10 protein-coding genes are annotated in these 11,495 nt (G+C 68.3%); 1 reads left to right on the forward strand and 9 read right to left on the reverse strand.

Translation table 11 applies throughout. From position 1 onward, the window contains the following. The first annotated feature begins 5 nt into the window (after window positions 1–5). Window positions 6–773 (forward strand): SDR family oxidoreductase, encoded by a 768-nt coding sequence (locus C8D03_RS12475; protein ID WP_108046552.1) that lies wholly within the window; start codon window positions 6–8, stop codon window positions 771–773. On the opposite strand, the gene C8D03_RS12480 is transcribed toward C8D03_RS12475, so the two are convergent. The 9 genes from C8D03_RS12480 to rsfS form a co-directional block, all read right to left on the reverse strand. Then, window positions 770–3,112, reverse strand: a complete 2,343-nt coding sequence (locus C8D03_RS12480) for a xanthine dehydrogenase family protein molybdopterin-binding subunit (protein WP_210203920.1) — start codon at window positions 3,110–3,112, stop codon at window positions 770–772. The two genes, C8D03_RS12475 and C8D03_RS12480, sit on opposite strands and share 4 nt — an antisense overlap. Before the next feature lie 232 nt (window positions 3,113–3,344). Beyond that, the gene (gene pgi / locus C8D03_RS12485; RefSeq protein ID WP_465246469.1) at window positions 3,345–4,973 is read right to left on the reverse strand and encodes a glucose-6-phosphate isomerase; all 1,629 of its coding nucleotides are present in this window, start codon (window positions 4,971–4,973) and stop codon (window positions 3,345–3,347) included. 129 nt (window positions 4,974–5,102) lie between these two features. Next, window positions 5,103–5,858: a transporter substrate-binding domain-containing protein gene (locus C8D03_RS12490; protein ID WP_108046555.1), complete on the reverse strand. Its 756-nt coding sequence runs from the start codon at window positions 5,856–5,858 to the stop codon at window positions 5,103–5,105. Window positions 5,859–5,886: 28 nt separating this feature from the next. Continuing rightward, window positions 5,887–6,411, reverse strand: coding sequence for an RNA pyrophosphohydrolase (locus C8D03_RS12495; protein WP_108046556.1), 525 nt, complete (start codon window positions 6,409–6,411; stop codon window positions 5,887–5,889). Next, the gene (locus C8D03_RS12500; RefSeq protein WP_248308443.1) at window positions 6,408–7,634 is read right to left on the reverse strand and encodes a divergent polysaccharide deacetylase family protein; all 1,227 of its coding nucleotides are present in this window, start codon (window positions 7,632–7,634) and stop codon (window positions 6,408–6,410) included. Before C8D03_RS12500 ends, C8D03_RS12495 begins: the two co-directional genes overlap by 4 nt. A 179-nt stretch (window positions 7,635–7,813) precedes the next feature. Next, entirely contained in the window at window positions 7,814–9,154 is a 1,341-nt protein-coding gene (locus tag C8D03_RS12505) for a S41 family peptidase (RefSeq protein ID WP_108051575.1), read from the reverse strand. Beyond that, a complete protein-coding gene (locus C8D03_RS12510; RefSeq protein WP_248308444.1) occupies window positions 9,154–10,659 on the reverse strand; it encodes a murein hydrolase activator EnvC family protein in 1,506 nt (501 codons plus the stop codon). Before C8D03_RS12510 ends, C8D03_RS12505 begins: the two co-directional genes overlap by 1 nt. Continuing rightward, window positions 10,656–11,135, reverse strand: a complete 480-nt coding sequence (gene rlmH, locus C8D03_RS12515; RefSeq protein ID WP_108046558.1) for a 23S rRNA (pseudouridine(1915)-N(3))-methyltransferase RlmH — start codon at window positions 11,133–11,135, stop codon at window positions 10,656–10,658. Before rlmH ends, C8D03_RS12510 begins: the two co-directional genes overlap by 4 nt. Window positions 11,136–11,151: 16 nt before the next feature. Beyond that, window positions 11,152–11,481, reverse strand: coding sequence for a ribosome silencing factor (gene rsfS, locus C8D03_RS12520; RefSeq protein ID WP_282568617.1), 330 nt, complete (start codon window positions 11,479–11,481; stop codon window positions 11,152–11,154). Window positions 11,482–11,495 lie beyond the last annotated feature (14 nt).

Below are 11,495 nucleotides of genomic sequence, written 5' to 3' on the forward strand. Positions count from 1 at the left end.
CGCGCATGAAATTCCGCGACAGGACGATCCTTGTCACCGGCGCGAGCCGGGGCATCGGGGCTGCGCTCGCCAAGGCCTTCGCCGCCGAGGGCGGGCTGGTGATCGTGAACTACCGGCGCAGCGAGGCGGCGGCTCAGGCCGTCGTCGAAGCCTGCCGCGCGGCGGGCGGGCAGGCGCTGGCGATTGCGGCCGATGTGACCGTGGCGGATGAGGTCGAGGCGATGCTGGCGCGCATCGCCGAGGAGGCCGGTCGTCTGGATGCGGTCGTCAACAATGCGTTTGACCCCTATGTCTTCGATCCGGACAATCGGGCGCGCTTCTGGGAGACGCCGTGGTCGGCCTATCAGGCGCAGGTCGATGGCGCGCTGAAGGCGACCTACAATGTCTGCCAGGCGGCCTTGCCGCTGATGCGACAGCGGGGCAGGGGGGCGATCGTCAACATCGCGACGGATCTCGTGGCGCGGCCGAGCATCGCCTATCACGACTATACCACCGCCAAGGCCGCGCTGATCGGCTTCAGCCGCAATCTCGCGGCGGAACTCGGGCCGCTCGGCATCCGGGTCAATTGCGTCGCGCCGGGGCTGGTCTATCCGACCGATGCCAGCGGCAAGACCCGCGAGGCGGTCAAGGACATGCTGATCGCGCAGACGCCGCTCGGGCGCATCGCGACGGTGGAGGACGTGACGGGGCCGGTGCTCTTCCTCGCCTCCGACTGGAGCGGCTTCGTCACCGGCCAGACGCTGCATGTCGATGGCGGGCTGGTGATGAGCTAGGATTTTTCGCTCGCCAGGTCCCTGGCCGCCCGCGCATCCCGGATCGCGCGCCAGATCCGGGCGGGCGTCGCCGGCATGTCGAGATGGGTGACGCCGAGCGGGCGCAGGGCGTCGAGGACGGCGTTCATCACGGTCTGCGGCGCGCCGATGCAGCCGGCCTGGCCCGAGCCCTTGACGCCGAGCGGGTTCGCCCTGGTCGGCACCTCGACCATTTCCAGATCGAAGAACGGGATGTCGTCAGCGCGGGGCATGGCGTAGTCCATGAAGGTCGCGCTCAGGAGCTGCCCGGAATCGGGGTCGTAGATCGCCTCCTCCAGCAGCGCCTGGCCGATGCCCTGGGCGAGCCCGCCATGCACCTGGCTCTCGGTCAGCAGCGGATTGACCAGCGTGCCGTAGTCGTCGACCGCGACATAGCGCTCCAGCGAGATGGCGCCGGTCTCGGGATCGATCTCGACCTCTGCGACCTGCGCGCCATTCGGGAAGGTGATGATGTCGCAGACATTGTCGCCATGGCTTTCGAGGCCTGAGCCGGTGCTGTCGCGCACATGCCGGGCAATCGCGAACAGGTCGATCTCTCGCCCGAGCCCGTCCGATCCCGCTGCGGCCTGAAAGCGGCCCTCCCCGAAGGTGAGGTCGTCCGGCCTCACCTGCAGCAATTGCGCCGCGACGGGCCGCGCCTTTGCGATCAAATCGTCGGCGGCCATGACCAAAGCGGTGCCGCCGAGATGCAGCGAGCGGGCGCCGCCATGGCCACCGCCGCGCGGGACGCGGACAGTGTCGCCCTGCACGAGATTGAAGGTCTCGACCGGGAGCCCGAGCCGCGCGGCTGCGACCTGGGCGAAGCTGGTCTCGTGGCCCTGGCCGTTGGACTGCGTGCCGACCGCCATGTCGATGGTGCCGTCGTTGCGCATGCGCAGCCAGGCTTCCTCATTGGGCTGGCCGCGCGAGGTCTCGAGGAAGCAGCCAATGCCGAAGCCACGCAGCTTGCCGCGCTTCTTCGCTGCCCTCCTGCGCGCCGGAAGCCCGGCGCGGTCGGCGGCGCGGAGGACCTTGTCGAGGTTTTCGGGAAAGGTGCCGCAGTCGATCGTGGTGCCGAAGGCGCTGCGATAGGGGAATGTGCGGATGAAGTTGCGCTGGCGCAGCGTGGCCGGGTCGATCCGGAGTCGATGCGCGGCGGCCTCGATCAGGCGCTCGATCAGGTAATTGGCCTCGGGCTTGCCGGCGCCGCGATAGGCGTCGATCGGCGCGGTGTTGGTGAAGACGCCGCGGACATCCATGCTCATCGCGGGGATGTCATAGAGCCCGCCCATGGCGGCAGACGGCGCGTTGGTCGAACTTCCCGGGCCGAGCGAGGAGACGTAGGCGCCGAGATTGGCGATCGTCTCGACGGCGAGCGCGAGGAAGCGGCCGCGCTTGTCGAGCGCCAGTTTCGCCGTGCTGAGATTGTCGCGACTATGGATGCCGCCGGTGAACTCCTCGATGCGCTCGGCACTCCAGCGCACGGTTGCGCCGAGCCGGCGCGCAGCCCAGAGCACCAGCGCGTGCTCGGGATAGGTCACGTTCTTCATGCCGAAGCCGCCGCCGACATCGGGGCAGGAGACCTGGATCCTGTCGAGCGGCAGGCCGAACACACCTTCCGCCAGTTCGCGGCGGATAGCGTGGACCGAGGCACCGCTGATTTCGAGATGGTAGATGCCGCTTTGCAGATCGAAGCGCCCGACGGCGATACGTGGTTCGAGGGCGGCGGCGACAATGCGGTTGTTGACCAGATCGCAGGTGACGACATGGGCCGCCTTTGCGAAGGCCTTTGCCACCGCCGCCGGATCGCCGCGCCGGAAGCGGAAGGCGAGATTGCCAGGCGCCTCCGGCCAGAGCTGCGGCGCCTGCGGACCCGGCGCGCTGGCAAGATCGGTGACGGAGGGCAGGACGTCGTAGTCGACGGCGATCTGCTCGCAGGCCTCGCGTGCCAGCACCATGCTGTCGGCGACGACGAAGGCGACCGGATCGCCGACATGGCGGACGATGTCACGGGCCAGCGGCAGGCGCGGAGGCACGATCAGCGGCTCGACTGTCGCGACGACGATGGAGGACGGCAGAGGGCCGAGCCCGCCAAGATCGGCAGCCGTGTAGACGGCGCGCACGCCGGGCAAGGCCATGGCCGCCGTCGTATCGATCGACAGGATTCGGGCATGGGCATGGGGCGAGCGCAGCACAGCGGCGAACAGCTCGCCTTGCTGCGGCCGGTCGTCAAGATAATCGCCCTGGCCGGTGAGGAAGCGCTGGTCCTCGCGCCGGCGCAGCGAGCGCGGGTCGCTTGTCGCGGGCAGCGGCGCTGACATGTCCTCTGCGTTGGAGGCGCTTCGGGCGATCATGCCGTGATTCATCGTCAAGCCATTCTCATATCGTCGTTATCGCGCCCGGCCATGGCATGGACGCCGGCCGGACCGCTCTCATGCCAGCCGAGATGCCGTCGATGCAAACGGCATGCTGCCTGACCGAGAGTGGGCAGCCGGCAAGAGTACCGCGGGCAGGGGCGATGCGGGCAACAGCATCGCAGGCGCATGGGCGGTGTCAGTTCCCGGCGGTGAGATAGGCCGCCAACCCGGCGGTCGACGAATCATGCGCGTCCGCTGGTGACTTGCCCTCGATCACCGGCAGCAGGGCGGTCGCCAGTTCCTTGCCGAGTTCCACGCCCCACTGGTCGAAGGCGTTGATGCCCCAGATCGCGGCCTCGACGAAGACGCGATGCTCGTAGAGCGCGATGATGCGGCCGAGCGTGAACGGATCAAGCTTGCGATAGGCGATCGTCACCGAGGGGCGGTTGCCGGGAAAGACCTTGTGGGGGCCCAGCGCCTCGACCGCATCCAACGCCAGTCCCTGCTTCGCGAGGATGTCGCGCGCCTCCTCCAGCGTGCGGCCCTTCATCAGGGCCTCGCTCTGCGCGAGGCAGTTGGCGAGCAGCAGGCGGTGATGCTGGGTCAGCTCTGGCTCGTGGCCTTCGGCCGCGACCAGGAATTCGCAGGGCACGGTGTCGGTGCCCTGGTGCAGGAGCTGGTAGAAGGCGTGCTGGCCGTTGGTGCCGGGCTCGCCCCAGACGAGCGGGCCGCTCGGCCGGGTGACGGGCGAGCCGTCCTTGCGGACGCGCTTGCCGTTCGATTCCATGTCGAGCTGCTGAAGATAGGCCGGCAGGCGCAGCAGGCGCTGGTCGTAGGGCAGGATGGCGCGGGCCGGATAGCCGCAGACATCGCGGTGCCAGAGGCCGACGAGCCCAAGCAGGACCGGCAGGTTGCGGTCGAGTGGGGCCGTGCGGAAATGTTCGTCGAGCGCATGGGCGCCGGCGAGGAATTCCCGGAAGTGGGCGGCGCCGATCGCGATCATCACCGGCAGGCCGATGGCCGACCAGACCGAATAGCGCCCGCCGACCCAGTTCCAGAAACCGAAGATGCGGTCGGGCGCGATGCCGAAAGCGTCGACCTTGTCGAGCGCGGTCGAGACAGCCGCGAAATGCGTCCCTATCGCCGCCTCGCCGAGCGCGCCGGCGATCCAGCGCCGGGCCGTCGCGGCATTGGTCATGGTCTCGACGGTGGTGAAGGTCTTGGAGGCGACGATCACCAGCGTGCGCGCCGGATCGAGCCGGGCCAGCGTGTCGGCGATATGGGCGCCGTCGACATTCGAGACGTAATGCAGGCGCGGGCCGTCATGATAGGGCGCGAGCGCCAGCGTCACCATGGCCGGGCCGAGATCGGAGCCGCCGATGCCGATGTTGATGACGTCGGTGAAGCGGGCGCCGTCGACTGCCGCGATGGTGCCGCTGCGGACGTCTTCGGAGAAGGCCGAGAGCCGGTCGAGCGTGGCTTGGATCTCGGGCATCACGTTGACGCCATCGACCATGACGCGGCTGTCCGCTGGGGCGCGCAATGCGGTGTGGAGTACGGCGCGCTTTTCCGTGGTGTTGATCGCCTCGCCGGCAAACATGGCATCGCGCTTGCCGGCGACGTCGCCCGTCTGCGCCAGGCTCAGCAGCAACGCCATCGTCTCGGCCGTGACGGCGGTCTTGGAATAGTCGAGCAAGAGGTCGTCGAGGCGGGCCGAGAAGCCGGCGAAGCGGGCCTTATCCTCGGCGAAGAGCGTGCGCAGCTGGCGCTCTCGTGTCGCTTCGCGATGATCGGCCAGTCGCGCCCAAATCTCATCCTGCACGATCACGCTCCTGTTCGATGCGACGGGTCGTTGCCACGGCCGCTCCGGCAGCCCGCGAGGCGGCGGCCGGTTCCAGGCGGGCAGGCGTCAAGGGTGGTCCGCGGGGCTGCTATAATCAACCCCGTCGCGGGTTCAGGCGACGCTCAGGCCTTCGACGCCATGCTTGCGGATCAGCTCGGCAACGAGCCCCGACGCCTTCGCCAGCGCGACGAAGCGGGTCAGCCAGGTGACAGCGCGCGCGGTCTCCGCATCCGCATTCCGCGCGATGCCGATCGCCTGCTGCACGGCCATGAAGCGGCCGTCGAGGATACGGGAGCCGGGGAGTTGGGCTACATCCGAGATCAGCCGTGCCCGCAGCCCTGCCAGCGCCTCAAGCTTTTTCTCGCGGAAATCCGACAGCGTTTCGTCCATCGTGGCGGTGCGGACGAGTTCGGCCTTGTGGATGTTGCGGTCGAGCCAGAGGCCATAGGCCGTCCTGGCCGTGACGGCGATCCGCACGCCCGGCGCATCGACTTCGGCGATGTCGGTCAGCGGGGAGCCCGCCGGCACGAGATAGGTCGCCTCGATTTCGGCGTAGGCGGGAGTGAAGGCGATGGTCTCGGCGCGCTGGGGTTCTGCTCCGATCAGGCCGATGTCCCATTCGCCGCGTGTCGCCGCATCGGCGAGCAAAGCGGGGGACGCGTAGGGCACATAGCGCAGGGCCACGCCGAGATGGTCGGCTATGGCGCGTGCCATGTCGGGCGAGACGCCGGCCGGCCCGCCATCGGGCGTCCGGGCGGAGACCAGCAGGAAGTTCGACAGGTTGATGCCGGCGCGCAGCGTGCCGCCGGGCGCCAGGCGTTCGCGCAGGGCCGGGGAGACCGGATCGAGATCGCTGTCAAACCGCATGTCGGCTTCCTTCGTGGCGCATCCCGCGTCAGGCTCCGGCGAAGGGCGCGAACAGCGCCGCGACCTCGCGATAGACGTCCTGCTTGAACGGGATGATCAGCGCCGGCATCCGGTCGAGCCGTTCCCAGCGCCAGGCGTCGAACTCGGCCTTGTGTCCACCGGCCGGCGTCTCGATGTCGATCTCGCTGTCGGGGCCGATCAGGCGGAAGGCGAACCATTTCTGTGCCTGGCCGCGCCAGCGGCCCTTCCAGGCTTCCTTGCCGATGTCGGCGGGCAGATCATAGGCGAGCCAGCCCGGGCTCTCGGCCAGCAGGGCAACGGAGGTGACGTTGGTCTCTTCCTGCAATTCGCGCGTGGCGGCCTGCAGGGGCATCTCGCCCTTGTCGATTCCGCCCTGGGGCATCTGCCATTCATGACCTTCGGCGACATGCTCCCGGAGGGATTTGTTGGCGCGCCGGCCGACGAAGACGAGCCCCTGCGCGTTGAACAGTGCCAGCCCGACGCAGGGGCGATAGCCTTCCGGCGGCGCATTGGTCATCGGAGATTCCGTCATCTCAGCGATCCGGTCGTCTTCGGGCTGCGCAGGCCGCGCGCTGCGCTCATCGGGACGATCGCCAGCCCCTTGGCTTCGAGCGACTGGGCCCAGCGCGCAATCCGCTCGATCGAGACGGGCAGGGCGCTGGCGCTGGCGACGGCGACACCATGCTCCCGCGCCAGGGCCTCCAGATTCGCCAGTTCCTTATCGATCGCGTCCGGCCGCGCCACCGTGTCGATGACGCGGTCAACCTTCATCGCCGGAATCTGCGCGCGTAGCGCGGAGGAGGCCAGCAGGCTGCGGGCGGAGGAGCCGTCATCGACCACCATCAGCCCACGCCCGGCGAGTTCGCGCAGGATCGGCGAGAGAGCGCTGTCGTCGGAGGTCAGCCGGCCGCCGAGAAAATTGACGATGCCGACATAGCCGGTGAAGCGGCCGAGAGCCCAATGCAGCCGGTCGATGTTTTCGGCCGATTTCGGGCCGGTCAGGAGGGTGTGGGGTCCCGGATCGTTGTCGGGATAATCGAAGGGCTCCATGGGGAGCTGCAGGAAGACCTCGTGCCCCTCGCTACGGGCGCGCTGGACCGTGCGTTCCAATTCCGCACCATAGGGGGCGAAGGCAAGAGACACGGCGCCTGGCAGCCTGGTGACCGCGTCGGAGGTGCCGCTCTGGCTGATGCCGAGGCCGCCGACCAGGATGGCGATCCGCCCGGCGATCTTGCCGGCCGGCGGTGGGCCGGCCGGGCGGGCATAGATCTGCGCCGGTGTCGCGCCGTCGGGGCCGATCTTCGGCAGCAGGCCGTGGCGCGTCCGCTCGACCAGACGGCTGTCGGGTGCCGGGGCCAGCTTCACCGTCGCCGGGCTGTCGGGAATGGTGATGATGATGGCGCCGGGCGCTTCGGCACCGGGCCGCACGACGTTGACGCCCGATTCGGTTTCGAGCTGGCGGGCGCTCGACTGGCCGCGCGTCATCTGCGCCGTGTCCGGCTGGGATGCGCCCGGCTGGGAGGTGGCGGGGGCGGATTGCGGCGATGCCGCGCGCTTCTCGATCTGGGCGGTGGCGATCGGTTCGCCGCCATCGGGGTCGCGGCGGATGGCGACGATCAGAATGATGGAGGCCCAGGCGAGGCCGACGACGCCGGCGCAGGCGATCACAAGCCAGCGGCCCCATGGCTTGCCATGGGGCGCGGCGCGATCCTGGCCGAGCGGCCGGTTGAGCTCAGTGAGCGGCGTTCCGGCCAAGCGAAGCCGTCCTCAAGCTTGCGAAGCGGACCCGAATCAGTCGTCCGCAATGCGAGACTTTGTCAGATTCGGATCGAATCAGACAGCCTCTCGCTTGCCTCGTCGCCGTTTGCCACTTCGGGAAAACCGATTTCCGGTTTCTTCTGGCAAATTCCGGTCGGGGCGCGCCCGATCCGGCCTCAGTTCGGCTTGGGCGCCTCGGTCGAAGCGGGAGCGGCCGGCGCGGCGGCGTCCTTCTTGACGCCACGGATCTGGTTCAGCGCCGCGATCAACTGGGTGTCCTTGGTCGGATCGTTGGGGACGTAAGAAGCCGAGCCGGACTGCTCGTCCTTGCCGTCACCGGACTTCAGATGGCCCTTGAGCGAAGCCTCGCCCTTGTTCTCGGCGAGCTTGTCCTTGAGCTCCGGCGGGATCTCCTGAACGACCTCGATGTCGGGCGTGATGCCCTTGGCCTGGATCGAGGTTCCCGACGGCGTGTAGTAGCGCGCCGTGGTCAGGCGCAGGCCGCCATTGCCGGCGAGCGGGATTACGGTCTGGACCGAACCCTTGCCGAAGGAGCGCGTGCCCATCACGGTCGCGCGCTTGTGGTCCTGCAGGGCGCCGGCGACGATCTCGGCGGCCGAGGCCGACGAACCGTTGATCAGCACGACGACAGGCTTGCCCTTGGTCAGGTCGCCCGCCTTGGCGTTGAAGACCTGCGTCTCCTCGGCATTGCGGCCGCGGGTCGAGACGATCTTGCCGCGCTCGAGGAAGGCGTCGGAGACCAGCACGGACTGGTCGAGACGGCCGCCGCGATTGTTGCGCAGGTCGATGACGTAACCCTTGATCTTATCGACGCCGATTTCGGCATTGACCTTGTCGATCCCCTTGCGCAGGCCCTCATAGGTCTGCTCGCTGAAGGTGCCGATGCGGATATAGCCGACATCCGCCTCGACGCGCTCCTCCACCGCCGGGACGACGATGGTCGTGCGCGTCAGCGTGAACTCGAGCGGCTCGGGCTTGCCCGGGCGATCGACCTTGAGCTTGACCTGAGTGTTGATGATGCCGCGCATCTTCTCGACCGCCTGGGTCAGGGACAGGCCCTTCACCTCGGTGCCGTCGATCTGGCTGATGATGTCGTTGGCGAGGATGCCGGCCTTGAAGGCCGGCGTATCGCGGATGGGCTTGGCGACCTTGAGGACGCCGTCATCCATCGTCACCTCGATGCCGAGCCCGCCGAACTGGCCGCGCATGTCTGTATCCATGTCGCGGAACGACTTGGAATCGAGATAGGAGGAGTGCGGATCGAGCGAGGAGACCATGCCGTTGATGGCGGCCTCGATCAGCTTCTGCTCATCGGGCTTTTCGACATAGTCGGTGCGGATCTTCTCGAAGATGTCACCGAAAAGGTTCAAGCTGCGATAAACCTCGGCCGACGCCGCGACCGCGCTGGTCGAGGTCAGCAGGCGCGTCTGCGTGACCATGCCGGTCAGGCCCGCGCCGAGGACGGCTCCGGCGAAAACGAGAGAAACCTTGCGCATCATCCGCGAACCTTTTCGCCAAGCGGTTTCGTCCACCACGGCGCCGGATCGACCGAGACACCGTCTTTTCTGAACTCGATATACAGAACCGGCTGTCCGGTTCCCGAACCCACGGTCGTCGCCGCAGCTTCCGACGTTTCGCCCATAATCGCAACCGGTTCCCCCGCGAGGACGAACTGGTTCAGCGCGACGTCGATCCGCTGCATGCCGGCAAGCAACATATAGTACCCCCCGCCGGCATTCAGGATCAAGAGTTGCCCGAATGAGCGGAACGGCCCGGCATAAACCACCCAAGCGTCGGAAGGCGCCGAAACTAGGGCATTGGGGCGCGTCTCCAGAGAAATTCCGCGCGTTGTGCCGCCGGCGCCGTCGGAATCGCCAAAACCACGCAATTGTGAACCGGCTACGGGCAGCGGAAGCAGGCCCCGGGCCTCGGCGAAGGCGATTTTTGGGCTGAGCCGGGCCGGGTCCTTGAAGGCCAGCGCCGCCATGCGCTGGCGCTGTTCGCGAGTCTCGGCCTCCAGTGCCTGGCGTGCCGCATCCGCGGCGCGGTTGGCGACGGAGATTTCCTTTTCCATGCGCTCGACGAAATCGCGCAGGCTGCGGGCCTGAGCCGCGAGGTCGTTGTCCTGCCGACGTTGGACCTCGGCGTCCCCGCTCGCGCTGGCTTCACGCAACTGCCTGGCCTCGACCAGCGACGCTAGACGCTGGCGCTCGACCGCGAGCTGTTCCATTTCCGCCGAGAGGGCCTTGCGCTCCTCGCCGATGCCCTCGCGGAGCCGGACGAGTTCGCCGAGATCAGTGCCGAGAACCTCGATCTCCTGGCGCAGATCCGGCACCACCGCGCCGAGCAGCATCGAGGCCCGCACCGCTTCGAGGATGTCCTCAGGGCGCACCAGCACGGCCGGCGGCGGGCGCCGGCCGATGCGCTGGAGCGCGGCCAGGACCTCGGCGATCAGGCCGCGCCGGCCTTCCAGCGAACGACGGATCGCGGCCTCGCTCGATTGCAGAAGCGCGAGGCGGCGTTCGAGCGCGCTGACACGCTGTTCGGCGCCTTGCGTCCGGGCGGTCGTGTTGAGCAGGGCCTTGTTGAGGGCAGCGCGGTCGGCCCGGATCGAGGCGATCTCGGCCTCGAGCTTCGCGCGTGCCTCGGCATTGCCGGCGAGCCGCTGCTCGATCGCCTTCAACTCGGCCTCGCGGACCTGCTTCTCGACGAGCTTCTGCATCGCCTCGCGGGAGAGGGCGTCGGGATCGGGAATCTGGGGCTGGGCGGCGGCGGGCGATCCCATGCCCATCAAGACGGCAAACGCCAGCAAGCACGCGCGCACTCCCTCCCCCCGCTTGCAGTGGGGAGGGCTAGGGTGGGGGGCAGTGCTGCTCGGCGCGACGATCGAAGACAGAGCTGTGGCTTTCCAACCCCCCATCCCTAGCCCTTCCCCACCGCAAGCGGGGGGAAGAGGACAAGGCGCGGCATCAGGGCGAATCAGGGGCCGGAAAAGGCTCATGCGCGATGATAGGGGTGTCCGGTCAGGATCGTCATCGTCCGGTAGAGTTGTTCGAGAACCAGGACCCGAACCAGTTGATGCGGGATGGTCAGCGCACCGAAGGCGAGAGTCAGCCCGGCGGCATCGCGGATCTCGTCGGCGAGGCCATCGGCACCGCCGATGACGAAGCTGGCGGAGGCCGTTCCGGCATCACGCGCCTCGGCGATGCGTGCGGCGAAGGCGTCGCTGGCCTGGCTCCTGCCGCGTTCATCGAGCGCGATCACCAGCCCGGGCGACAGCCGCGCGGTGATCGCGGCGGCTTCGTCGCGCTTGCGTTCGTCTGGCCGGCGGCCGCGGCTTTCAGGAAGTTCGACGATCTCCGGCCCGGCCAGGCCCAGTCCGCGCCCCAGCGTGGCGGCGCGCTCGCGGTAGCGCTCGCAGAGTTCGCGTTCCGGCCCGTCCTTGAGACGGCCGACGGCGATCAGGGCGAGGCGCATCCCGCGTGTCCGGCCGTCAGCTGACCAGGCGCTCGTTGGGCCTGTCGGCCCCCCACATCTTCTCGAGATTGTAGAACTGGCGCACTTCCGGGCGGAAGACGTGGACGATGATGTCGCCGGTGTCGATCAGCACCCAATCGCAGGCGGGCATGCCCTCGACCTTCGGCGAAGGCAGGCCCGAGGCCTTGAGGCCCTCGACCAGGCTGTCGGCGATCGAGGCGACATGACGGTTCACGCGGCCCGAGGCGATGATCATCGCATCCGCCAGCGAGGTCTTGCCGACGAGGTCGATGACGGTGACGTCCTCGGCCTTCATGTCTTCGAGAATGCTCAGTGCGAGGGCGATGCTGTCGGCGGAAG

It is taken from the genome of Bosea sp. 124 (genome assembly GCF_003046175.1).
GTDB lineage: Bacteria > Pseudomonadota > Alphaproteobacteria > Rhizobiales > Beijerinckiaceae > Allobosea.

Excerpts from the sequence above, each read along its gene's own strand:
- C8D03_RS12480 (WP_210203920.1), bottom strand. The coding sequence starts at position 3,112 with ATGTCAGCGCCGCTGCCCGCGACAAGCGACCCGCGCTCGCTGCGCCGG.
- C8D03_RS12510 (WP_248308444.1), bottom strand. The coding sequence starts at position 10,659 with ATGAGCCTTTTCCGGCCCCTGATTCGCCCTGATGCCGCGCCTTGTCCT.
- C8D03_RS12505 (WP_108051575.1), bottom strand. The coding sequence starts at position 9,154 with ATGCGCAAGGTTTCTCTCGTTTTCGCCGGAGCCGTCCTCGGCGCGGGC.
- C8D03_RS12490 (WP_108046555.1), bottom strand. The coding sequence starts at position 5,858 with ATGCGGTTTGACAGCGATCTCGATCCGGTCTCCCCGGCCCTGCGCGAA.
- C8D03_RS12495 (WP_108046556.1), bottom strand. The coding sequence starts at position 6,411 with ATGACGGAATCTCCGATGACCAATGCGCCGCCGGAAGGCTATCGCCCC.
- rlmH (WP_108046558.1), bottom strand. The coding sequence starts at position 11,135 with ATGCGCCTCGCCCTGATCGCCGTCGGCCGTCTCAAGGACGGGCCGGAA.
- C8D03_RS12475 (WP_108046552.1), top strand. The coding sequence starts at position 6 with ATGAAATTCCGCGACAGGACGATCCTTGTCACCGGCGCGAGCCGGGGC.